Below are 22970 nucleotides of genomic sequence, written 5' to 3' on the forward strand. Positions count from 1 at the left end.
TGGAGTTTGATGTAGGAGTAACGGTGTGTGTGAAGATTGGAAGGAGGGGATCGTGTGGCAGAGAAACCAATCCGCCCACTAGCGGAAGGTGAAGCGTCAATCGATCAAGTAAAAGAGCAATTAATTGAAACGGGTAAAAAACGTGGGGTTCTTTCCTACGCGGAGATAACAGAAAAGCTTGCTCCTTATGACCAAGACTCAGAACAAATGGACGAGTTCTTTGAGTATCTCGGTGAGCAAGGTATTGATTTACTCAACGAAGGGGAAGAAGTTCCAAGTATGGATCAAGTAGAAAAAGAAGAAGAGCTTGATCTTAATGATTTAAGTGTACCTCCAGGTATAAAAATAAATGATCCTGTTCGTATGTACTTGAAGGAAATCGGAAGGGTTCCTCTCTTATCTGCTGAGGAAGAAGTAGACTATGCCAAGCGTATAGAAGAAGGAGATGAGGAAGCGAAAAGGCGTCTGGCTGAAGCGAACTTGCGTCTCGTCGTTTCCATTGCAAAGAGATACGTTGGGCGGGGAATGCTTTTCCTTGACTTGATTCAAGAAGGAAACATGGGGCTTATTAAAGCAGTAGAGAAATTTGACTACAATAAAGGATATAAATTTAGTACGTATGCAACATGGTGGATACGCCAGGCGATTACAAGAGCTATCGCTGACCAGGCTCGGACCATTCGGATCCCGGTGCATATGGTAGAAACCATTAATAAATTGATTCGCGTACAGCGCCAACTTTTACAGGATTTAGGTCGTGAACCAACGCCTGAAGAAGTATCAAAAGAAATGGATTTAACCCCTGATAAGGTCAGAGAAATCCTTAAGATTGCTCAGGAGCCTGTTTCTTTAGAAACTCCAATTGGTGAGGAAGATGATTCTCATTTAGGCGACTTCATTGAAGATCAAGAAGCGTTAGCTCCTTCCGATGCTGCTGCTTATGAACTTCTTAAAGAGCAGCTCGAGGATGTGCTGGATACATTGACCGATCGTGAGGAAAATGTATTGCGGCTTCGCTTCGGCCTTGATGACGGCAGAACCCGTACTTTGGAAGAAGTAGGGAAAGTATTTGGCGTCACAAGAGAAAGAATTCGTCAAATCGAAGCCAAGGCACTGCGGAAACTTCGCCATCCGAGCCGCAGCAAACGTTTAAAAGACTTTTTGGACTGATAGATAAGGGTTGTCTCGCACCGCGAGGCAATCCTTAAATACTGCTTAGATTTTATTCTATATGTTGTCATGCGTATTGATTGGGCCAAACGCGGAGTCTTAAACTCTTAGATTCAGTTCCAAGCGCACCACCGAAGCGAGGTTACAGTACCTGCATTGAATCGAAAAGCCCCCTCGTATGCGTTTTTCTAATGGGTCCGAGAGGTAGGCTTTAACATGTAACCATCCCCTGGTCAATATGCTTCAAAGTGTATAATTGAACGGAAAGTGACAAAACTACAAAAATAGGGATTTATCTTTTCTATTCCATCATAATCGAGTAAAATATAGGAGGAGTGAGGATTTATATCCCGTATTAATTGGAACTACATAGAACAAAGGGGGAAACAACGTGAGAGCTAAACCGCTCATTCCATTTTACTTAATAGGTATTGGAGCGTTAATGCTCATGCTCGGATTATCACTAGTCGGCTTTTATGTCTCTACAGGTGAAACTGAAGAGGAAGGGGCTGACATGGATCCGGTAGAGCTGGGAGAAGAAGTCGTAACGTCAAACTGTACTTCCTGTCACGGTGAGAATTTGGAAGGTGCAAGTGGCCCTGCTATTGAAAATGTGGGTGCTGAAATGTCTAATGAAGAGATTGCTGATATCGCTGTAAATGGTGTCGGAAGCATGCCAGGTGGTATCGCCAGTCCCGAAGAAGCAGAAGCCATTGCTGAATACTTAACATCTATAGCTGAATAAGGCAGAATGGAAGGAGAGGGGCTGGCCCTCTTCTTCTTTTATATCCATCGGCTTTTTGAAAAGTCACCATTCGCGATGGGGGAGAGAGGATAACCACATGAACGAAAATATATTATCCAAGCGCTTAAAAAGGATTGCAGAAGAAGTTCCAGCTGCCTCCCGATTAGCAGACATTGGAACAGATCATGGATACTTGCCCATGTATTTAATGAAACAAGGAAAAATTAATTGGGCTCTTGCATCCGATGTCAATGCCGGACCATTGGAATCAGCGAAAAAAAATATAAAAAGTGAAAACTTGGAAGATTATATTGAGACGCGACTTGGGCACGGTTTATCGGTTATTGATGAGGCAGACCACATCGATACCATAGTCATTGCTGGAATGGGCGGTTCGTTGATTTGTGAGATCTTGAATAGCGGCAAAGAACAATTAGAAAACGTAGAACAGTTAATTCTTCAGCCTAATATCCACGCAAGTGTTATTCGACGATGGATGATTGATCATAAGTGGGAACTAGTACAAGAACACATCCTGGAAGAAGACGAAAGGATTTATGAGATTCTGGTGGCGAAACCGGGAGAGGGAGACCGCCCTTATCAAAATGTCTCTGCCCGCACAGAAGCCAGTATTTTGTTCGGACCTTTCTTAATCCAAAAACGGTCTCCTGCTTTTATGAAAAAGTGGAAAAGGGAAAAAGAAATATGGCAGCGAATTTTACAGGAGCTTGAGAAAGCTTCTACTGATCAGGACACTGAGAAAAAACGAGCGGAACTATTAACAAACATCCAATTATTTGAGGAGGTATGTAATGATGAAAGCCGTTAATGGACAAGCCATTATACAACTTTTTGAAGAGTGGGCTCCAAAATCTCTAGCTGTAGAAGGAGACAAAGTCGGCTTAATGATAGGTACGTTAAATAAGCCGGTACGCCATGTGATGATAGCATTGGATGTATTGGAGGAAGTAGTCGATGAAGCGATTGAAAAGAAAGTAGATTTGATTATTGCGCATCATCCATTACTGTTTAGACCTCTAAAAAAAATTGATACCGAATCAGGTCAGGGACCAATTATTGAGAAATGTATAAAGCATGACATTACTGTATACGCAGCCCACACGAACTTGGATATTGCGGATGGGGGTGTAAATGACATGTTGGCAGACAAGCTAGATCTTCAAAACACACGTGTCCTCGTCCCTACCACAGAAATTCCATTAAAAAAACTAGTTGCCTTCGTACCAGAAAATCATGTCGAAGAGGTCAGACAGGCACTTGGTGATGCTGGAGCTGGTTACATCGGCGGATATAGTCACTGTACTTTTTCTTCCGCTGGTACTGGTACTTTCATTCCTGGGGATGACACGAATCCTTATTTAGGAAAGCGTAGAGAAATGGAGTTTGCCTCAGAAAAAAGAATCGAAACGATTGTGCCGCAGCCACTTGTCCGAAAAGTAACGAACGCATTAGAAAAAGCTCACCCCTATGAAGAACCAGCATATGATTTGTATTCCCTTGACTTAGAGGGAGAGAAAATGGGTCTCGGGCGGATCGGTGAATTAAAGAAGGAACTTCCTTTTGAGGAATTTATTGAACAAGTGAAAAAAGCTTTCTCTGTAGAAGACATTCGTGCCACAAAGCCATTTCCACAGCAGGTCCGGAAAGTCGCTGTACTTGGAGGGGATGGGAATAAATACTGGCAGTATGCTAATCGGCAAGGCGCAGATGTCTATATAACAGGTGATTTATATTATCATACCGCTCACGATGCCCAAATGGGAGGACAATGTATAATAGATCCCGGTCATCACGTGGAAAAAGTGATGAAAGAGGGAGTAAAGAAAGAATTAGAGAAAAGAATGGAAGAGAAAAAATTCCAAGCCAATGTGATGGCCTCTGAAGTCTCAACCGAACCATTTACTTTTTTCTAAACAAACGTGACTGTACCTAATCGTCCCTACACATTAGACAGGAAATCACAGAACTTGTTTCTCATATGTTGAGACAACCACAGTGTAATAACGGTAGTTAACATATGGGAAAAAGTAAAAAAGCAATAAAAAAGAAATGCCTTCTGCAAGTGAACTGGTCCGTCATAAGGAGGCTCAGTCCCATGCAGAAATGAGGCATTTCTGTTTTCTTCATTAGGAACCCCTATTATTTTTTTACTTTTACTTTAGGAAGAATTTTAGAGCTTTTTACTTTGCGCTCTGCTTCCCATGTAGAAGGATCGTTTTCATCAAATTGGTCTAAATACAATATGACTTCTTTCGTAATAGGGGTAGGTGTAGAAGCACCGGCCGTCACAGCAACTTTCTTTACCCCTTTTAACCAGTCAAGCTGTATTTCTGAAACATCGGCAATGCGGTAAGCCGGTGTATCCGCAACTTCTTTAGATACTTGTGCAAGTCGGTTGGAGTTGTTGCTTTTAGGATCCCCGACCACTATCATGACATCGGCGTCACGGGCTTGATCTGCGACCGCTTCTTGACGAACTTGAGTGGCCATGCATATTTCATTGTGGACTTCTGCGTGCGGAAATCGTTTAACCGCAGCATCAACGATATTTGATACATCCCATTGACTCATAGTCGTTTGGTTTGTAATGATTATTTTTTGTTCATTTAGATCTAACTTATTCACATCGTCTTCCGTCTCGACTAAATGCACTTTATCTGGTGCCACCCCAATGGCTCCTTCAGGCTCGGGATGACCTTTTTTGCCTATATATATAATGTGGTAATCTTCTTCTTTTTTTTCGCTAATTAGATCATGGGTACGAGTCACATCTGGGCATGTTGCATCCACTGTCGTTAATCCTTTTTCTTTTGCCAATTGACGAACTTCAGGAGATACCCCGTGAGCAGTGAATATCACGGTACCCTTATTTACATTTTCCAATATTTCCAAGCGATTTGGCCCGTCCAAAGAAATAATCCCGTCTTCCTCAAAAGCATCTGTTACATGTTTATTGTGAACAATCATACCTAAAATATAAATAGGACGTGGTAAATCCGGGTTACTGGCAGCTTGCTTTGCCATCACCATGGCATCTACGACTCCATAACAATAACCCCGCGGGGATATTTTAACGACTTCCATAGCAGCCTCCTCTGACCCTCGGTCGATAATACATAATTTACATTCATGTCGATGTATGCATTGGAACATGAATGGTAAGCATTGAAATACTAGGGTCATTATACTATTTCACTGATGAAATGTAAAAGAAGCTAATTTCGACACGCTACACGTATAATTTAGGAGGAGGAGCATCAGAAAAATAAGCAGATGTAGCAGGTTCTTCGTGTGACATTAGCTTAGAAGTTTCTAGATCTAATGTAACTTCCTTTTTACTGTCAGTTGTGTCGCTTGGACTTTTTAATGGAGAAGTTGTAGAAGACAACAATTTAATAATAGTTGGCAGTTGTTTTACGAGTGGATAATATTGTTTTATCATGGGCGTTACTGTTTGCGCAACACCTGCTGCTTTTTGAATGGTGGGCAATATGTTAGATAACGTACCAGGATTAAACCCTTGACCCACTGGACTAGAGGCTGCACCGAAAAAACCAGGAGCATAGCTTTGAGGCGGCATGGGCGGCCTCGGCACAGGCGGACTCGCTGGAGGGGGAACAAAAGGAAACACACTTGATCATCCTCTCTTTATTCTTTGAACAAGAATAGCTGTCTTTCTAGAGCGTTTATGATAAAATATGATAGCAATTAGCCTAATGTGAAGTTATTTAAAAGTATCTTACACAAAACGAGAGATTACAGTGGAAGGCGGTGGAGAAATGAGCGGTTTCACACGCTTTAACCTCTCACCTTTTTTAATAAAGTCATTACAAACACAAAATATCGCTAAACCTATGGAGATTCAGGAACGATTAATCCCTGCCATCCTCAACGGCAAGGATGTGATTGGTCAATCACAAACAGGTTCCGGAAAGACATTGGCTTATCTTTTACCTATCTTGACAAAAATTGACCCTGAAAAAAATTATATTCAAGCTATTATTACTGCACCGACACGGGAACTTGCAGAGCAAATTTATCAAGAATCCCAAAAACTGCTGGGAGGAGAGGACACTCCTTCTATTAGAGTAAAGCGTGTTACAGGTGGAATAGAACGAAGTCGTACAGTTACCGGTGCTTTCTCCCCTCATGTGATCGTAGCAACGCCAGGCCGGTTGAAAGATGTCGCTCAAAGCCAGATGCTAGATGTCCATCAAGCGAAAATGTTAGTAGTTGATGAAGCAGATCAAATGCTGGACATGGGATTTATTGAAGATATTGATCCAATAGCTGCTCTCATGCCAGATGATCTTCAAATGCTAGTATTTTCGGCTACGATTCCTGAGAGTTTGCAACCGTTTCTGCAAAAATATATGAATGCGCCAAAACATGCACATGTTAAACCGAGGGAAGCGACTCCAGCCAGCATCACTCATCATTTCATCCCTTTAAAACATAGGGATCGCACAGAGGTTACTGTTCAATTGTCTGGAATGATACGTCCTTACCTGGCAATCATTTTTACAAGCACCAAAGAAGATGCCGATTTGGTATTCGATGAGATGATCAAAGCAGGATTTCAAGCAGAAGTGTTGCATGGCGGTCTTCCGCCTCGCCAGCGCAAGCAAGTAATGCGTCGGCTGAGATCCCTCGAAGTGCAGTATCTTGTGGCGACAGATTTGGCTGCACGGGGGATGGACATCGAGGGTGTGTCACATGTGATCAACCATTCTCTACCTTCTGAATTAGAGTACTATATACACCGGGTGGGAAGATCAGCGCGTGCTGGTGAAACAGGTGAAGCATTTACATTTGTCGAGAAGGATGAATATCCTGTAGTTCGCAAATTAAAAGACAAGGGTATACCTTTAACTTTCTCGGAATTGAAGAAAGATGGTTTATCAGCGGCTGATATACCTTGGAGAAATCGATCGTGGCAAAAAGGAAGTGAATTCTCACCTCAAATTCCGAAAAGACCAAAGAAAATAAAGCCTGGATATAAAAAGAAAGCGAAAAGAATGATGGAACAAGAACAGAGAAAAAGAAACAAGAGGAAATAATAAGGGGGAAGTAACAGTGTTGTTAGGCTCGCATGTTTCCATGAATGGTAAAAAAATGCTGCTAGGTTCCAGTGAGGAAGCAGCCTCTTACGGAGCAACTACTATGATGATTTATACGGGTGCTCCTCAAAATACACGAAGAAAACCAATAGAAGAATTAAATATAGAAGCTGGCAGTGCCCATATGGAAGAAAACGGTATCGAAGAAGTAGTGGTCCACGCCCCGTATATCATTAATATAGCGAATACATCAAAACCAGAGACATTTCAATTAGGTGTCGAATTCCTTCAATCTGAAATTGAACGAACAGAAGCTTTGGGGGCGAAGCAAATCGTTCTGCACCCGGGCGCACATGTAGGTGCCGGCGCTGAAGCAGGGATAAAAAAGATCATCGAAGGTTTAAATGAAGTCATTCGCCCTGACCAGGACGTTCAAATCGCACTCGAGACAATGGCTGGTAAAGGATCCGAAATAGGTCGTACGTTTGAAGAACTTGCTGCAATTATAGATGGGGTTACTTATAACGAAAAGTTATCAGTATGCTTTGACACATGCCATACGCATGATGCGGGGTATGATATTATTGGAGATTTCGATAACGTATTAAATTCATTCGACAAAGTCATTGGAATAGAACGTTTAAAAGTACTTCATGTGAATGATAGTAAGAATGAAAAAGGGGCAGCAAAAGACAGACACGAAAACATCGGATTTGGTCATATCGGTTTTGAAGCCCTGAATACAATAGTTCACCATCCTGAATTTACGAAAATACCGAAGATCCTTGAGACTCCGTATGTAGGAACGGATAAGAAAAATAAAAAACCTCCTTATAAACATGAGATCACCATGTTTCGTGATAAATCCTTTAATGAAAATATGAAAAAGGAACTTTTGTTGCAGGAAATCTAACATGAATGAAGAATTATTAATATTACTAGCAACTTGAACATACACCAGGGCCGCGTGAAACCCTGGTGTATTTGTTAACGAATATATTCATGAAATAGTTTCTCAAGAAGTTGGTATGTCTTCGGCGTAACAGCTTTCTTAGCGTTGTGTAATAAGTGTAACAGTGAATCCTTGTCGTCTAATGACCATTGGTTTGTCTTCACAAGGTGCAATAGTGCAACAGCTTCCTCATGAGAAACGTCAATTCCATAAAGCGAACCATAGTGGGTAATATCTTTCGGATGCAATTCTGATATTTTATATTTTATCCACTGATCTTTAAAATGGTTCACAACCTTACCCCCCTTTTAAGAACGGATGTATGAAATACCATACTCATCATATGAATAAAGTAAGGAGGCGTGATTTTATTAACAATTATATGGAGCCCTCCATAAAAAGAGAGTGCGTTTTCTGAAAAATCTAGTATAATGAAATTGGGGATGAAGTATTAATAGGCTGGATAGGAAATGGCAGCACCAAGAGGAGATTGGATTGGCTATTTAAGGAGGGGTTTTATGTACGAGCTATTAGGCACTCTTCATAGCGCTGAGTTTCGGAGGGAATTCGACAATTTAAGGACTGATATAGAGCTTATTCTCGATTTAGAAGGATATATCATAGCACTTAATGAATACGGTGAAAGATATTTCCAAGAAGAAAGCCGTTATTTCTATGATTATCTGGAGGATGAAGAAAAAGAACGCGCATTTGGGTATATCAGCCAATTAACAAGTTCCGGAACCGATTTAGATGTAACGCTAAGTCATCACTTTGGTGAAGAGTATGAAAACATCCATTATCGAGGAAAACAAGTTGATGGGTATATTTTATTGAATGGACGCCCTCTTTTACCAGAACCAGTTTTTTCTGAGGACATATCTGCTTTGATGCCTCATTTCGAGCATGCTTGCGCAATTATGGATTCTCATTTAAATGTTATTCAATATAATCACACCTTTGAAGAATATATGGATGATGATATTACAAACAGTCAAAATATGCTTCTGCTTGCCAATCGAGAAGATGGGATGGCTTGCATACCGCGGCTGGTACAAGACGTACTTAGAAAAAAGACAAACCTTCAGCTGGAAGTGAAAAATGATCAAAGTGGGGAGCACCTTCGGCTGAAAGGAATATATTTAAAAAATTCTGGCTGTGTCTTATTTATGCTGTATGATCTCTCCATTGAGAAAAAATATACGAGACTGCTCACTTATCAGGATCAAATGGAATCTGTTTCATATCTAGCGGCTGGTGTCGCACATGAATTACGTAATCCATTATCAGTCATTAAAGGATTTCTTCAATTGTCATCTTTAACAGATAGCTTTCATAAATACTCAGATACCATTTTATCGGAGACTAATAGAATGAATGAAATTATTGATAATTTTTTATCTGTTGCTCGCAAGAAAACGAAAAAAGAACTGCGATCTCCAAAATATTTATTGAACAGTGTGATTGATATAATTAAATCAGAATGTCTCATGCAAGATATCCACTTTGATTATAGAGTAAAACCAGTATCGAAAAAGTTAGAAGTTAACGAATCTTCATTTAAACAAATTGTATTGAATGTTTTGCGTAATTCTATTGAAGCGTTTTCTTCGGAAAACAAAAAGCATACTTTTTCATTAAACAGCTACTAAAATGACAATTATTTGGTTATCCAAATGAGTGACAATGGTCAAGGAATCCCGCAAGATGTATTAGAAAGTTTAGGGAAACCATTTTATACGACCAAAGAAAAAGGTACAGGAGTAGGTATTCCGTTATGTAAAAAAATTATGGAGGAACATGACGGTATATTTAATATCGAAAGCAGTACAGGAGAGGGTACTGTAATAACGGTGGCATTCCCTTTAAGTGATAAAGAAGCATAACCATTCGAAACCAGCAGAACAGAGACGTTCTGCTGGTTTTTATGTATACGTGTAAGGGTGGATGAAAGAGAATGTGAACGCATTTTCGCACCATGATGAATTACTTTCCTTTACTTTGCCAGCGTTCTTTTGTATACTCAAAAAGCACAAATCGTAATTGTTCTGATTGAGATGTCCTGTAAGGGGGGAGAGTAATGTCAACACAGGAAAATGGAGTTATACAAATTGAGAATGTCTCCTTTCGGTATGGTACACAGAACGTACTGGAAAAAGTAAATTTAACAATAGAGCAAGGGTCTTTTTTAGGGCTGGCCGGCCCAAACGGCTCTGGAAAATCGACTCTCATAAAAATTATTCTTGGATTTGAGACGCCAGATATGGGACGTGTCACTTTGTTTCATGTTCCGGTCTCAAAATTTAAAAACTGGGAAAAAATAGGATACGTTTCACAGAAAGCGAATAGTTTTAACACCGGATTTCCTGCTACTGTCTATGAAGTAGTGTCCATGGGTCTTTATGGGAAAATCGGGTTATTCCGATTTTTAAATAAGAAACATAAGAAAAAAATTGATGAGACATTACAGTTGGTAGGGATGAGGGAATTTAAGCACCGATCAATTGGTGAACTGTCAGGAGGGCAGCAGCAGCGTGTGTTTATAGCTAGAGCGTTAGTGAGCGAGCCGGAGGTTTTAATATTAGATGAACCAACCGTAGGGGTGGATACACAATCTGTCCAACAATTTTATCATTTAATGAGCCATTTAAACCGAGAGAAAAAGATCACGCTTTTGCTGGTTACCCACGATATTGGAGCGATGACTAAATATGTTACGCATGTTGCTTGTTTAAATAAACGGCTTCACTTTCACGGTTCCTCCCATGACTTCGAAGAGAGTGAATTATCTTCATTATATGGGCATGATGTAACGATGATTACACATGAACATGACCACGGAGGGGCATAGCAAATGCTAGAAGTGATGTGGAAGTATGATTTTCTACAGTATGCCTTTTTTGTAGGTATTGTTATCGGTTTCCTTGCCCCTGTTCTTGGGGTTTTTATTGTGGTAAGAAGGCAGGCAATGATAGCAGATGCCTTATCGCATATCACCTTGACTGGAATTGCTTTTCATCTTTATTTGGCTCAATCTGCGACATTTCTGCAAACTGTTCATCCCTTATATATGGGGATGGGATTTGCTGTTGCTGGCTCCATTATTATGGAAAGGCTTAGAAATGTGTATTCTGCTTACAAAGAATTAGCAGTTCCTATTATTTTGTCTATTGGTATTGGACTTGGGGTTGTGTTTTTATCATTAGCCGATGGCTTCAATAATGATTTATTCCAATATTTATTTGGAAGTATTATTGCCGTATCACAAGGTGATGTGTGGTTAATTAGTGTGGTTGCCCTGGTAGTGGTTTTGCTGCTTTTCTTTTTTTATAAAGAGTTGTTTTTTATGTCATTTGATGAGGAACAAGCGAAGATCAGCAGCATTCCTGTTCGTTCCGTAAACCTTTTATTTTCTGTAATGGCCGCTTTGGTCATTGCGTCGTCTATGAGAATTTTAGGGATTTTACTCGTTTCTTCCTTAAGTATTCTTCCTGTAGCGGCAGCTATGCAAGTAGCAAAAAGTTTTAAACAGACGTTTTTGTATGCTGTGTTATTCGGGGAAATTTCAGTGATCGCCGGTTTGATTACTGCTTTTTACTTAGATGTGGCACCTGGCGGAATGATTGCTATTTTTGCTCTCATTCTTCTCCTGCTTGTTCTTTCAGGAAAGAAATATGATAAAATACGGCGGCTAAGATAGAAGGGAGGGACCATTAATGGAATGGACATTTATAGAAAGAGGCTTCACGGCTGCATTAATTATTGGCTTGATTGCCCCTCTTGTTGGTGCTGTATTAGCCGTGCGACGTTCTTCCATAATTTCTGAATCATTGTCACATGTTACACTAACTGGCATATCTGCCGGTGTGTTACTCAGCCAAACGGTAAACATGGTCTCCATTAACCCTTTATATACAGGTTTTGTTTTTGCATTAGCAGGCTCACTGATCATTGAGAAATTAAGACAAACCTATTCTCATTTTCAGGAATTGGCATCTCCGATTATTTTATCAGCAGGAGTAGGAGTTAGTGCCGTACTCATGAGCATATCGCCATCGGGTTACGGTGAATGGTATGATTATCTCTTTGGAAGTATTGTATCTGTTACCAAAGAGGATCTTATATTTATCAGTGTGACGGCAGGCGTGATATTACTTATATTTTCTCTTTATTCGAAAGAGATTAAATCGGTTTCGTTTGATCAAGAATTTGCACGAGTTTCAGGAATCTCGACTTCACACATTAATTTTATTTTTTCCTTGTTGGTCGCTCTTGTTATTTCCATGTCGATGAAAGTCGTTGGTGTCTTACTAGTGGGGGCCCTTATTTCCCTGCCTGTAGCAAGTGCCATGCAATTCGCAAAAAGTTTCAAGCAACTGTTAGGTTGGAGTGTTTTGTTTGGAGAATTTGCTGTTTTGATTGGGGTGTATACCTCCTATCATTTTAACATAGCCACTGGTGGCATGATTGTCGTGATCTTAGCTGTTATCATGTTAGCAGCAGTTGTATTGCGAAAAAACAGCATGCTATACCGTTTATTAAATAGATGATCGTAATTTCTCCCTCTTGTACGTTGTGTGTATTATTTTGTTAGGAGGGTTATAATGAATGTACAAGAAGCACTAGAAAAATTAAAAAAGGCTGGATATAAATATACTGGAAAACGTAAAACCTTATTAGAGCTATTTGCCACTGAAAAGAGATACATGTCTGCAAAAGAGATCCTGGCTTCGATGAAGGGTTCTTACCCGGGGATCAGCTTTGACACTGTGTATCGGAATCTTTCTCTATTTGAAGAGTTAAATATTGTGGAAGTAACTGAATTAGAAGGGGAAAAACGCTTCCGGTTTAACTGTTCATTCACCCATCATCATCATCACGTCATTTGTATGGAGTGCGGGAAAACAAAGCAAATTTCGGTTTGCCCGATGGACTGGATGACAGAAAACGTAAAGAATGATGATTTTACAGTAACTGGTCATAAATTTGAAATTTATGGATGCTGTGCAGACTGCCAAGCTTCTCTCTAAGTAAGTAGTTAATCTTGGTTCCCTTTCTCCTAATTACCAGATTGAAACGAATAGGTACCGGTGATAATAAAAATGCTCTTTCAGAGAGGAAGAAGAGCAGGGAGGGGGGAAGCAGCATGGACGAATTCGAGAAGCGATCAAGAGAAGAAAATGAGTCGCGTTTGACGGATGAGCCTAGAGCTGAAGAGACTTTGGCTGATGCATATGATGTAGAGGCTGCCTCTGAAATCGCAACACCAGGAGTAGGAGAACGCCATACAAGAGATGAGGAACGAAATGAAATAGAAACGGATACTGGGGACGAATCAATGGGTAGAGGAATAGGGATAGCGGCTATCGTACTGAGTATATGTTCGCTATTCTTTCTGCCGATTATTACGGGGGCCGCGGGAATTATTCTCGGTATTCTCGCGATCAGACGTGAAACGAGAGGAATGGGATACAGTGCGATTGTTATTGGTGCTATATCCATTATGATGACACTATTCTTTAATCCATTTATGTGACGGCATGAGAAAAAGCTGTTCCGAGCTGATTCGGAACAGCTTTTCATTCATTCATTTATAGAGGTGTTGATTGGGACTTCTCTTTTTCTTCCTGAAAATATTCTTCAGCAATAGCATCGACTTCTTTTTTCAGTTCTTCCACCATTGTTTCTTCCGGTACTTTTCGAATAATCTCCCCGTGACGGAAGAGAAGACCTTCCCCACGAGCACCTGCTATCCCGATATCCGCTTCCCTTGCCTCGCCTGGTCCATTAACAGCACAGCCCAAAACCGCTACTTTAATAGGTGCTTTAATCGTGGAAATATATTCCTCTACTTCATTTGCAATACTGATGAGGTCTATTTCGATGCGGCCGCATGTAGGACATGAGATGAGTGTGGCTGCATTGGAGGCAAGACCAAATGTTTTTAGAAGTTCGCGTCCTACTTTCACTTCTTCGATTGAATCCGCACTCAATGAAATACGTAGGGTATTTCCAATTCCTTTGCTTAATATGGCCCCAAGACCTGCTGCACTTTTTACGGTACCGGCAAATTGAGTTCCTGATTCTGTGATACCAAGATGTAGAGGATAAGAAAAAGCCTTTGCTGCTTTTTCGTACGCCTCAATCGCCAGGTTAACATCCGAAGCTTTCATGGAAACAACGATGTCATAGAAATCCAGGTCTTCCAATATCTTTATATGATGGAGAGCGCTCTCCACCATACCATCTGCAGTAGGATAGCCGTATTTATCTAAGATTCTCTTCTCTAATGAACCTGCATTTACCCCGATACGGATGGGGATATTTTTATCTTTTGCCGCTTGAACGACGGCTTCTACTTTGTCTCTCTTTCCGATATTACCGGGATTTATTCGAATCTTATCCGCCCCGCCTTCAATCGCTTTTAAAGCAAGACGATAATCAAAGTGAATGTCTACTACTAGCGGGATGTTAATACGCTTTTTGATTTCAGGGATGGCCTCGGCTGCCTCCATATTAGGACAAGCTACACGGACAATTTGACATCCAGCCTCTTCTAAGCGTCCAATCTCCGCTACGGTTGCTTCTATATCGTGTGTTTTTGTTGTTGTCATGCTTTGTACAACAACTTCATTATTGCCACCAATAACAACATCCCCGACTTTGACAGGTCTAGTATCTTTGCGGTGGGTGATTTGGGTCATATATCCATTCGCCCCTTTTGTAAGTTGATAACTGTGTGGGTTCGAAAAAACTTACGCCGTTTAAATGTGCGGCGATCCTAGTAGTTTTTCCTTGCTTATCACAATACAATGCGATATCAGCAAAAAATTCTCACGAGAACATTGTATCAGTGTCTTAATTAGTTTGGCAAGCACGGGACTTATTCATGAGAAGTCATTGATCGCATTCAACTGTGGCAACGTGTATGTGTAAAAATAATCCTCGAGATTATTGGAGCTAATTATCGCGAAAAACATCTTATGGAGGGTGGTTTCGTCATGAGTGAACGTAGCGAGGACTACGTCAAACCCTTGAAAGGTTCTTCACCCATGAAGAACGAGGGAGAAAGTGGCCAGAGTAATGTGTAATACCTATGTTATACCTTTTAGCTATATAATTTTCTAGCGTATTTATTGACTGGAAGGAGCGTCGGGCGATGACTCCTGCGGGAAATGCATGAGTCTTGAGACTCCGCAGACCCGCTTTAGAGGGTCGAGGAGGCTCAAGCCATGCCCGCGGCAAAGAAGACACAGTGAAAGCAAACGTAGTGCAGCTTGAACGGATGTCGCACTTGTGCCTGTGGTGAAAGCATTCGCCCAGAGCGAGTGGAAGTCAAACCCCCCCTTAGGTAATAAACGGTGTCAAAAATCGGGTGCTGGAAATATTAGTGCAATAACCTGCTCTAGGAAAGCTTGACGCATACTGGCAAGGAGGATAACGGTTTGAATAGGAGCAGTAATCATGAGTAACACGCTGAATAAAAGGTCACGAATATTAAGGAGATGTGGTATATAGAGGGAAAATATAAGTTGCATCAGCTTTAATTTCATTAGGAGATAAGCCATCATTTAATTTTTGAAAGTCGTCGCTAATTTGTTGAATAGATGCAGGGACAGGTCCGCTATGTAATTTTTCCACAATCGTTAATACAGTTTGTCCGCGCTCGACTGTAACCTCTGCCGTCTTTTGGCCGTCTAATACCGAGGAATTGCCATTTAATTCTGAGATATGATTATCTATGTTTGTGTTATCCTCAGAAGGAGAGGAGTTGGTTTGAACTCCCGAAGATTGCTGGGAGAGGGTCCCTTCAGAAAAATCATAATAAACAGCAATACCAATTACAACTATCACAATAAATAATAACAATCTTTTCATTTTACATTCCTCCATACGTAGACATTCACGTTATAATGTATACGTATGGAAAAGCTATAATATTCTCGTCCACTCAAACAAAGAGCGAAAGAAGGAGAGTATCATATGAAATCATTGAAAAAAGTACTAGCAGGATGTACTGCTGCTGCCGTTTTTTTAACAATGCCTCTTTATGTGGCGGCTGATGCGGCACCAGGGGATGTTATTGTAACTTTAGGGGAAGATCTAAACAATGACCAACGGCAAAACTTATTAAATGAAATGGAAGTAACGGAAGAGGAACAAATTGTTACAGTCACAAATGAAGAGGAACATGAGTACTTAGGAGATTATATGAGTGCCGCCGACATTGGAAGTAATGCTCTTTCCTCGGCAAAGATCACCTTAAGAGAACAAGGTGAGGGCATTGCCGTAGAGACAAACAATATAAATAAAGTGACAGAAGGAATGTATGCCAATACATTGGTTACGGCAGGAGTGGAAGATGCAGAAGTATATATTACAGCACCATTCGCAGTGTCTGGTACTGCAGCGTTAACCGGCATCATCAAGGCCTACGAAGTACAAAATGATATAAACATACCAGAGGAACAAAAGAAAGTAGCAAACGAAGAAATGGTAAAAACTTCCGAGTTAGGAGAGCGCATCGGTACGGAGGAAGCTACTGAATTAATTACCCGTATTAAAGAGCAACTAGGGGAAGAACAAATCGAAACAGAAGAAGATTTACGAGATTTAATCCAGCGGATTGCGAATGATTTGGGAATTGAATTAACAGAAGAGGAATTAGATGGACTTGTGTCTCTTTTTAACCGCATGAAAAATTTAAATATTGACTGGGACCAAGTCCAAAATCAAATTACTAAATTCAGGGATAATCTGGATGAGTTTTTGAATCGTGAGGATACACAGTCTTTTATACAAAGCTTTTTAGATTTTATTAACCAATTGATTGACTCCTTACGAGGATGGTTTGGTAACGAAGGGGAAACTTCGTAAAGGGGAGTATGATAGAGAAGCTGCCTAAGAAAAAATTTCTTATGGGCAGCTTTTTCTGTGAAACAGAAGCAGAAATAGTTAGAATATATAAGAGGAGGAAGGAGAGATTTTAGATGGAATGGCTTCAATTAGCTAGTGTCGGCTTTGTCGTTGTTTTCTTAGGAACGGTATTTTTACTAGGAGAAATGTTAGTGAAAGCAAAAGGCATTTTTGCTATACTGGGAATCGCCTTCATGAGTATCTTTTTCTCTTTTCATATTGACTCGACGTCCAGCATTTGGGTGATTGTGTTGTATGCAGCAGGTGTGGGCTTAATTGTGCTGGATGGAAAAGTAATAAGTGACGGAACGATCGCATTACTAGGTGCTTTTTTAATGGGATTAGGACTAGCAGTTCCAACTCCGTCGATTGTTTATGGCATCTTAGTGATATTCGGTTTTTTACTTGGTTTATTTGGGTCTGCTTTATTTTTAAAAGTGTTTCCGCGCCGAAACTTATGGTCGAAAATTACGTTACGAGACAGGATGAGCGGAGACTTGGGTTATAATTCCATGAATGAAACATACAAAGAGCTTGAAGGAAAGATAGGAAAAACGATGACTGCCTTCCGCCCGATTGGTACAGTAGTTATCGATGGGAATCAATATAGCGCCACAAGTGAAAATCAATGGTTAGAAGCCGGAGAAGAAGTGATCGTCACAGCGGTAGATGGCACGCGTATATTAGTACGCCGGTTAGATAACTCTAAATAGAAATACAGAGGATCTGGAACTGCCAGTTCCTCTTTCTGTGTTCAGAGGGGTCTTAGGAAAGATAACATTCAAACGAACATAAAATATTGATCACACTTTAAAAACGGAAGTATGTTTAGATGCTGGAGTGGGAATAGAACATAAACTAAACAATTATTTAACGATTTCATTAAAAACTTAATAAAATCTTTACAAAAAGATAATAATTGCTCAATATTATACAAGTATGATGTAAGAGGTTTGTCGACGAGGACTTATTATTTTTATTCGAAGGGATGACAGAGTGTGGATCTTCAATCTATCTTATTCACATTTTTAGGCGGTCTCGGTATCTTTCTATTCGGGATCAAGTTTATGGGAGACGGCCTTCAGAAGGTTGCAGGAGATCGGTTGCGGGATATTCTGGACAAGTTCACGAGTAACCCCGTAATGGGGGTTATTGCAGGTATCATTGTAACGGTACTCATTCAGTCTAGTTCAGGGACTACCGTGTTGACTGTCGGTCTCGTGAATGCTGGATTTATGACACTGCACCAGGCTATCGGGGTAATCATGGGGGCTAATATTGGTACTACTGTAACGGCTTTTATAATTGGTATTAAGCTCGAGGAGTATGCCCTTCCCATTTTGTTTATCGGTACCGTACTAATTTTCTTCTTTAAGAACAAGAAAGTAAACAACATTGGACAAGTTTTCTTTGGATTCGGCGCTCTGTTTTTCGGGTTAGCATTAATGGGGGATGGAGTGGAACCTCTCGAAGGATTAGAGGCTTTTCGGAGTTTGACGATCAGCATGAGTGATAACCCGATTCTTGGCGTTATCATAGGAATGGTGTTTACAGTTGCTGTTCAAAGCTCTAGTGCATCCATTGGTTTGTTGCAAGAACTCTATGACCAGGGTGCCATGATGCTTGATGCTGTTTTGCCGGTACTGTTTGGCGACAATATTGGAACAACGATTACAGCTGTGCTCGCTTCGATTGGAGCTTCTATAGCTGCTAAACGGGCAGCACTAACACACGTTATATTTAACTTGTTAGGGACTACGGTCGTTTTAATATTACTTATTCCTTATACAAATTTAATCGAATATTTACAAGGTGTACTTAACTTAAATAGGCCCATGACAGTGGCTTTTGCTCACGGGATTTTTAATGTTTCTAATACGTTGATTCAACTTCCTTTTATAGCGTTGCTGGCGATAATAGTAACAAAACTCATTCCGGGTAAAGATACGGAAATTGAATTTAAGCCGAAGCATTTAGACCCTACATTTATCCGTCGTTCACCTGCCATAGCTTTAGGACAGGCAAAAAGTGAAACATTACGAATGGCGGAATTTGCCGAGAAAGCGTTGACGGAATCTCACTTGTATTTAAAAACAAATCACAAAAGACATGCTGAACTGTCTACGCAGTATGAAGAGGCGATAAATAATTTAGACCGTAAAATCACGGATTACTTAGTACTTATATCAGAAAGGTCCCTATCGGATGAAAATTCACGGACGCATTCTGTTCTTATGGATACTGTCAGAGATATAGAACGAGTGGGAGATCATATGGAAAACGTGGTTGAATTAGTGGACTATAAGCTTACTAATAAAGTATCATTATCAGATGAAGCATATGATGATTTGAATGAAATGTTTGATTTAACTGTAGGGACGCTTCAGAAAGCCATTAGTGCGCTTGACAATGACGATACAGAAGAAGCTCATGAAGTGTTAAGTCAAGAGAATGAAATCGATAAGATGGAGCGGAAGTTACGAAAGAAACATATTCTCCGTTTAAATGAAGGGAAATGTTCAGGTTCCGCTGGAATTGTGTTTGTGGATATCGTAAGCAACTTAGAAAGAATTGGTGATCATTCTGTTAACATTGCTCAAGCTGTATTGGATGAATATATTTAATGTAACAGGGAGGAGAGGACTCTCCATGAGTCTTCTCTTCTCTATAGATATCAATTTTTCTACTAAAAACTTCGGATTGGTTGTTGACTACTCCATGTGGTAGTGTTATTATAATTATTGTCGTTACGAAACGTAATGATATATCACATACATATTCCACAGTAGCTCAGTGGTAGAGCTATCGGCTGTTAACCGATCGGTCGCAGGTTCGAATCCTGCCTGTGGAGCCATGTGGCGGTGTAGCTCAGCTGGCTAGAGCGTACGGTTCATACCCGTGAGGTCGGGGGTTCGATCCCCTCCGCCGCTACCAATTTTATATGTTATGGCGGTTGTGGCGAAGTGGTTAACGCACCGGATTGTGGCTCCGGCATTCGTGGGTTCGATTCCCACCAATCGCCCCATTTTAAAACTACATGAATGGACCCTTAGCTCAGTTGGTCAGAGCTGACGGCTCATAACCGTCCGGTCGTAGGTTCGAGTCCTACAGGGTCCACCATTTAATTAAGCATGTGCTCTAGACGTGCTTTTTTTGTTGCAAAAAATTATTTTGGAGGAATACCCAAGTCTGGCTGAAGGGAGCGGTCTCGAAAACCGCCAGGAGTCTTTACGGGCTCGCGGGGGTTCGAATCCCTCTTCCTCCGCCATACATAAGAACAAAAAGACACTATCTATGAGGAGTCCCCCTGTTTGGCCATACACATGTTAAAACAGGCGATAAGTAAAAAAGGCTTGAATAAGGATAACAAAAGACTTCAATTGTCTTTCTAATAAGATAAGAAGCGTAAGCCAACGCAGAAGTCCGCACGTCCTGTGCAAGTCAGGGAGCTTTCGCTTTTCTTATTGTCTAGCTACAGCTCCTAGTCGTTCGGGGTTTCATCGTCCTCACCTGCGGCCATCAGAATGGTCTGCGGCGATGACAGATGAACCTGTCACGGTAGTGGTTCTTCTGCTAAATACGCGAACGGTCCTGTTCGCCACGCAGAAGTCAGCACGTCCTGTGCAAGCCAGGGAGCTTTCGCTTTTCTATAATAAGTTTAAAATAAATACAGGAGGGGTACATTATAAATTAGACCAAAATCTCCTGTCTTTCATATTTGTTGAAATACTTGAAACGTTTTGGTAATGTGAGATTGTATACAGGAAATTCCTTTTAGTCTGGAGGTCTAAATTAGACTGCTGGACAAAGAGAATACTTATTTTAGGAGGAGATTAATTATGGCAAATCATCAACTACCAGAATTACCTTATGCACCAAACGCATTAGAACCGCACATCGATGAAGAAACAATGAAAATTCACCACGGGAAACACCACAATACTTATGTGACAAAGTTAAATGCAGCACTTGAAGGTCACGACGACCTTGCAAGCAAAGACGTGGATGAATTGATTAAAGACTTGAACGCTCTCCCTGAAGATATCCGTAATGCAGTGAGAAACAACGGCGGCGGACATTCCAACCATTCTCTTTTCTGGCAGATCCTAAGCCCGAATGGCGGCGGCGAACCAAGCGGAGAAATTGGTGACGCTATCTCTAGTAAATGGGGAAGCTTTGACAGGTTTAAAGAAGAATTTAAGAACACAGCTACTGGACGTTTTGGTTCTGGTTGGGCATGGCTTGTTGTAAACAATGGCGAGTTGGAAATTCAAGATACTCTTAACCAAGACTCCCCACTCATGGAAGGGAAGACACCAATTCTTGGACTCGATGTTTGGGAGCATGCTTATTACCTTAAATACCAAAACCGTCGTCCAGAGTATATTGATGCGTTTTGGAATGTTGTAAATTGGGACGAAGTAGAAAAGCGCTACAAAAACGCAAAGTAAATATGTTAAATACAAGACTGGATAGGAAGGCTTAACCTTTCTAATCCAGTCTTTTTTCGTGTTGTAAATGACACCGTGGAAGAAGCCAAATACACTCATTCCTCTCGTCTTTTGATAAGAGCTTAGAAAAAATGCAAAGACTCCGGCGGAAAAACGGAGCATGAAATTAGCCCGCCTCATATGACAGAGACCTACCAAAATTATCCAATAAGCTTCATTTCTCATTCAGAGGGCCATTTGATCCATTGTTTGTTAGTTAGAATACGTAGCTTTGCACGGTGCATAGCTGAATTGCTATTGCGGCACAATATAGTGCAAGGCGGTGGAGCAAATGGCAAAATCATTCGTACAAATCATTCTCGGTAACGTGCGTATCACGAGAAACCTCGTTCTGCTGTTAATTATTGGAGGGCTGTACGCTATCTCTGTAGCGTTGTCGAATACGTTTGTGAATATATATTTATGGAAGCAATCGGGAGAAATAAGAGATATTGCTTTGTATCAGCTCGCTTCGGTTGTGTCTCAGCCTGTTGCTTTTTTAGTTGCGGGATATATCGCAAAACGATTTGATCGGATCATTGCATTGCGATTAGGTGTATTTGTTTTGACATCATTTTATTTAACGGTATTGTTTTCAGGTGAATCTGCAGGTGAAATATTAATCGTCTTAGGTATTTTACTTGGTATGGGATTCGGTTTTTACTGGCTCGGTTACAATGTATTAACATTTGAAATCACAGAACCGGACACACGTGATTTTTTTAATGGATTTGCAGGGTTGTTGACCTCCTTTGCAGGTATGATCGGTCCTTTAACAGCAGGTGCTGTCATCACTTGGATGCCAGAAACCACAGGTTATCACATTATCTTTTTCGTCTCTTTTTTTATGTTTATTTTAGCGGTTATTCTCAGTTTTCGAATGAACCACCGACATGCAGAAGGACCGTTGAGAGTTGCAAAAGCTACGATGGAAATAAAGAGGAATACCGATTGGAGAAAAGTGCTTTTTTCTCATTTTCTTCAAGGATCGCGGGAAGGTATCTTTGTTTTTATTATCATTGTCTGGGTTTATACTGCTACTCAAAGTGAACTCGCATTGGGAGGCTATGGGTTCATCACATCGGCTGTGTCCTTTTTGGGTTATTTTATGGTAAGCCGTTTTTTAAAACCTTTACAAAGAAAGCGGGCCATCCTAATAGGAGGAGCCTTACTGTTCGGAGCTGTGTTTCTCATTATCTTCCATCCCACGTATCCTCTTCTTATCACGTATGGAATTATTATTTCAGCTGCTTATCCGTTACTGCTCGTACCGTATGTATCGCTCACTTACGATGTATTGGGAAAGGCGTCGAACGCTGGAATGATGAGAATAGAGTATTTGATCACGAAAGAATGGTTTTTGAATGGCGGACGGATTGTATCTATTCTGCTGCTATTAGTTGGGATTTCTTTATTTAAAGAAGAACAGATCGTACCAGTACTAATGGTTATATTAGGTGCCGGGTCTTTTGTCATGTATTGGTTTATAAGAGATATCGATTTAACCTTGCTATTAAATAAACGAGAAGCAAAAAGCAGCATACCAGAACAGGAAGGAGGAGATTCTCTTAGTTGAGGATTTTCTCCTTTTTAGAGTGAATAAATGTTCATATCTG

At 40.6% G+C, this 22970-nt stretch carries 23 protein-coding genes and 5 tRNA genes; 23 read left to right on the plus strand and 5 right to left on the minus strand.

Translation table 11 applies throughout. From position 1 onward, the window contains the following. Positions 1–54 precede the first annotated feature (54 nt). From rpoD to BM095_RS00795, 4 genes are all read left to right on the plus strand, one after another. Positions 55–1170 carry an RNA polymerase sigma factor RpoD gene (rpoD, locus tag BM095_RS00780; RefSeq protein ID WP_091656152.1) on the plus strand — a complete coding sequence of 372 codons (1116 nt, stop codon included), beginning with the start codon at positions 55–57 and terminating at the stop codon, positions 1168–1170. Between the two features lie 391 nt (positions 1171–1561). Beyond that, complete coding sequence (locus tag BM095_RS00785; protein ID WP_091656153.1) at positions 1562–1915, plus strand: c-type cytochrome; 354 nt, start codon at positions 1562–1564, stop codon at positions 1913–1915. 97 nt (positions 1916–2012) lie between these two features. After that, the gene (locus BM095_RS00790; protein ID WP_091656155.1) at positions 2013–2744 is read left to right on the plus strand and encodes a tRNA (adenine(22)-N(1))-methyltransferase; all 732 of its coding nucleotides are present in this window, start codon (positions 2013–2015) and stop codon (positions 2742–2744) included. Next, positions 2728–3849, plus strand: a complete 1122-nt coding sequence (locus BM095_RS00795) for a Nif3-like dinuclear metal center hexameric protein (RefSeq protein WP_091656156.1) — start codon at positions 2728–2730, stop codon at positions 3847–3849. The genes BM095_RS00790 and BM095_RS00795 overlap by 17 nt, the downstream gene beginning before the upstream one ends. Positions 3850–4075: 226 nt before the next feature. Here the strand turns inward: BM095_RS00795 and BM095_RS00800 are convergent, their stop codons facing one another. After that, positions 4076–5020, minus strand: a complete 945-nt coding sequence (locus tag BM095_RS00800; protein WP_091656158.1) for a 4-hydroxy-3-methylbut-2-enyl diphosphate reductase — start codon at positions 5018–5020, stop codon at positions 4076–4078. Between the two features lie 145 nt (positions 5021–5165). Next, positions 5166–5567 (minus strand): YqfQ family protein, encoded by a 402-nt coding sequence (locus tag BM095_RS00805; protein ID WP_245757767.1) that lies wholly within the window; start codon positions 5565–5567, stop codon positions 5166–5168. Between the two features lie 148 nt (positions 5568–5715). On the opposite strand from BM095_RS00805, the gene BM095_RS00810 reads away from it, so the two are divergent. Together BM095_RS00810 and BM095_RS00815 are read left to right on the plus strand one after the other, a co-directional pair. After that, the gene (locus tag BM095_RS00810) at positions 5716–6996 is read left to right on the plus strand and encodes a DEAD/DEAH box helicase (RefSeq protein WP_091657790.1); all 1281 of its coding nucleotides are present in this window, start codon (positions 5716–5718) and stop codon (positions 6994–6996) included. Between the two features lie 16 nt (positions 6997–7012). Continuing rightward, on the plus strand, positions 7013–7909 hold the full coding sequence (locus BM095_RS00815; RefSeq protein ID WP_091656160.1) for a deoxyribonuclease IV: 897 nt from the start codon (positions 7013–7015) through the stop codon (positions 7907–7909). A 74-nt stretch (positions 7910–7983) separates the two neighbouring features. Here BM095_RS00815 and BM095_RS00820 read toward each other — a convergent pair whose 3' ends face one another. Next, a complete protein-coding gene (locus tag BM095_RS00820) occupies positions 7984–8241 on the minus strand; it encodes a DUF2624 family protein (RefSeq protein ID WP_091656161.1) in 258 nt (85 codons plus the stop codon). Positions 8242–8466: 225 nt separating this feature from the next. On the opposite strand from BM095_RS00820, the gene BM095_RS00825 reads away from it, so the two are divergent. From BM095_RS00825 to BM095_RS00855, 7 genes are all read left to right on the plus strand, one after another. Beyond that, the gene (locus tag BM095_RS00825; RefSeq protein WP_177194638.1) at positions 8467–9600 is read left to right on the plus strand and encodes a histidine kinase dimerization/phospho-acceptor domain-containing protein; all 1134 of its coding nucleotides are present in this window, start codon (positions 8467–8469) and stop codon (positions 9598–9600) included. A gap of 12 nt (positions 9601–9612) precedes the next feature. Beyond that, complete coding sequence (locus BM095_RS00830; RefSeq protein ID WP_281243852.1) at positions 9613–9834, plus strand: ATP-binding protein; 222 nt, start codon at positions 9613–9615, stop codon at positions 9832–9834. A gap of 194 nt (positions 9835–10028) precedes the next feature. Then, positions 10029–10799 carry a metal ABC transporter ATP-binding protein gene (locus tag BM095_RS00835; RefSeq protein WP_091656166.1) on the plus strand — a complete coding sequence of 257 codons (771 nt, stop codon included), beginning with the start codon at positions 10029–10031 and terminating at the stop codon, positions 10797–10799. Between the two features lie 3 nt (positions 10800–10802). Next, entirely contained in the window at positions 10803–11648 is an 846-nt protein-coding gene (locus tag BM095_RS00840) for a metal ABC transporter permease (RefSeq protein WP_091656168.1), read from the plus strand. A 16-nt stretch (positions 11649–11664) separates the two neighbouring features. Beyond that, positions 11665–12498, plus strand: a complete 834-nt coding sequence (locus BM095_RS00845; protein ID WP_091656170.1) for a metal ABC transporter permease — start codon at positions 11665–11667, stop codon at positions 12496–12498. Positions 12499–12552: 54 nt separating this feature from the next. Then, the gene (locus tag BM095_RS00850) at positions 12553–12978 is read left to right on the plus strand and encodes a Fur family transcriptional regulator (protein ID WP_091656172.1); all 426 of its coding nucleotides are present in this window, start codon (positions 12553–12555) and stop codon (positions 12976–12978) included. 116 nt (positions 12979–13094) lie between these two features. Continuing rightward, positions 13095–13484, plus strand: a complete 390-nt coding sequence (locus BM095_RS00855; RefSeq protein WP_091656174.1) for a DUF4190 domain-containing protein — start codon at positions 13095–13097, stop codon at positions 13482–13484. Positions 13485–13539: 55 nt separating this feature from the next. Here BM095_RS00855 and ispG read toward each other — a convergent pair whose 3' ends face one another. Together ispG and BM095_RS00865 are read right to left on the minus strand one after the other, a co-directional pair. Beyond that, the gene (ispG, locus tag BM095_RS00860) at positions 13540–14643 is read right to left on the minus strand and encodes a flavodoxin-dependent (E)-4-hydroxy-3-methylbut-2-enyl-diphosphate synthase (RefSeq protein ID WP_177194681.1); all 1104 of its coding nucleotides are present in this window, start codon (positions 14641–14643) and stop codon (positions 13540–13542) included. A gap of 802 nt (positions 14644–15445) precedes the next feature. Beyond that, entirely contained in the window at positions 15446–15826 is a 381-nt protein-coding gene (locus BM095_RS00865; RefSeq protein WP_091656179.1) for a hypothetical protein, read from the minus strand. Between the two features lie 105 nt (positions 15827–15931). Here BM095_RS00865 and BM095_RS00870 point away from each other — a divergent pair, with 105 nt between their 5' ends. The 10 genes from BM095_RS00870 (at position 15932) to BM095_RS00920 (ending at position 22930) form a co-directional block, all read left to right on the plus strand. Further along, positions 15932–16825 carry a DUF1002 domain-containing protein gene (locus BM095_RS00870; RefSeq protein WP_091656181.1) on the plus strand — a complete coding sequence of 298 codons (894 nt, stop codon included), beginning with the start codon at positions 15932–15934 and terminating at the stop codon, positions 16823–16825. Between the two features lie 113 nt (positions 16826–16938). Further along, on the plus strand, positions 16939–17577 hold the full coding sequence (locus tag BM095_RS00875) for an NfeD family protein (RefSeq protein WP_091656183.1): 639 nt from the start codon (positions 16939–16941) through the stop codon (positions 17575–17577). A gap of 285 nt (positions 17578–17862) precedes the next feature. Beyond that, a complete protein-coding gene (locus tag BM095_RS00880; RefSeq protein ID WP_091656185.1) occupies positions 17863–19488 on the plus strand; it encodes a Na/Pi cotransporter family protein in 1626 nt (541 codons plus the stop codon). A 155-nt stretch (positions 19489–19643) separates the two neighbouring features. Next, positions 19644–19718 (plus strand) — tRNA-Asn (locus BM095_RS00885). A 3-nt stretch (positions 19719–19721) separates the two neighbouring features. Then, a tRNA-Met gene (locus BM095_RS00890) sits at positions 19722–19798 on the plus strand. Between the two features lie 15 nt (positions 19799–19813). Continuing rightward, positions 19814–19889: transfer RNA gene (locus tag BM095_RS00895), tRNA-His, on the plus strand. An 18-nt stretch (positions 19890–19907) separates the two neighbouring features. Next, positions 19908–19984 (plus strand) — tRNA-Ile (locus BM095_RS00900). 53 nt (positions 19985–20037) lie between these two features. Beyond that, positions 20038–20132 (plus strand) — tRNA-Ser (locus tag BM095_RS00905). Positions 20133–20703: 571 nt separating this feature from the next. Then, the gene (locus BM095_RS00915) at positions 20704–21315 is read left to right on the plus strand and encodes a superoxide dismutase (RefSeq protein WP_091656189.1); all 612 of its coding nucleotides are present in this window, start codon (positions 20704–20706) and stop codon (positions 21313–21315) included. Positions 21316–21646: 331 nt separating this feature from the next. Beyond that, entirely contained in the window at positions 21647–22930 is a 1284-nt protein-coding gene (locus tag BM095_RS00920; RefSeq protein ID WP_091656191.1) for an MFS transporter, read from the plus strand. Positions 22931–22970: the final 40 nt, after the last annotated feature.

Source organism: Alteribacillus iranensis, assembly GCF_900113025.1.
Classification (GTDB): Bacteria; Bacillota; Bacilli; order Bacillales; family Marinococcaceae; genus Alteribacillus_A; species Alteribacillus_A iranensis.

Coding starts and splice junctions, on each gene's coding strand:
- BM095_RS00915 (WP_091656189.1), top strand. CDS start 20,704: ATGGCAAATCATCAACTACCAGAATTACCTTATGCACCAAACGCATTA.
- BM095_RS00855 (WP_091656174.1), top strand. CDS start 13,095: ATGGACGAATTCGAGAAGCGATCAAGAGAAGAAAATGAGTCGCGTTTG.
- BM095_RS00810 (WP_091657790.1), top strand. CDS start 5,716: ATGAGCGGTTTCACACGCTTTAACCTCTCACCTTTTTTAATAAAGTCA.
- BM095_RS00875 (WP_091656183.1), top strand. CDS start 16,939: ATGGAATGGCTTCAATTAGCTAGTGTCGGCTTTGTCGTTGTTTTCTTA.
- BM095_RS00800 (WP_091656158.1), bottom strand. CDS start 5,020: ATGGAAGTCGTTAAAATATCCCCGCGGGGTTATTGTTATGGAGTCGTA.
- BM095_RS00825 (WP_177194638.1), top strand. CDS start 8,467: ATGTACGAGCTATTAGGCACTCTTCATAGCGCTGAGTTTCGGAGGGAA.
- BM095_RS00850 (WP_091656172.1), top strand. CDS start 12,553: ATGAATGTACAAGAAGCACTAGAAAAATTAAAAAAGGCTGGATATAAA.
- BM095_RS00870 (WP_091656181.1), top strand. CDS start 15,932: ATGAAATCATTGAAAAAAGTACTAGCAGGATGTACTGCTGCTGCCGTT.
- BM095_RS00840 (WP_091656168.1), top strand. CDS start 10,803: ATGCTAGAAGTGATGTGGAAGTATGATTTTCTACAGTATGCCTTTTTT.
- BM095_RS00835 (WP_091656166.1), top strand. CDS start 10,029: ATGTCAACACAGGAAAATGGAGTTATACAAATTGAGAATGTCTCCTTT.
- BM095_RS00920 (WP_091656191.1), top strand. CDS start 21,647: ATGGCAAAATCATTCGTACAAATCATTCTCGGTAACGTGCGTATCACG.
- BM095_RS00865 (WP_091656179.1), bottom strand. CDS start 15,826: ATGAAAAGATTGTTATTATTTATTGTGATAGTTGTAATTGGTATTGCT.
- BM095_RS00845 (WP_091656170.1), top strand. CDS start 11,665: ATGGAATGGACATTTATAGAAAGAGGCTTCACGGCTGCATTAATTATT.
- BM095_RS00795 (WP_091656156.1), top strand. CDS start 2,728: ATGATGAAAGCCGTTAATGGACAAGCCATTATACAACTTTTTGAAGAG.
- BM095_RS00790 (WP_091656155.1), top strand. CDS start 2,013: ATGAACGAAAATATATTATCCAAGCGCTTAAAAAGGATTGCAGAAGAA.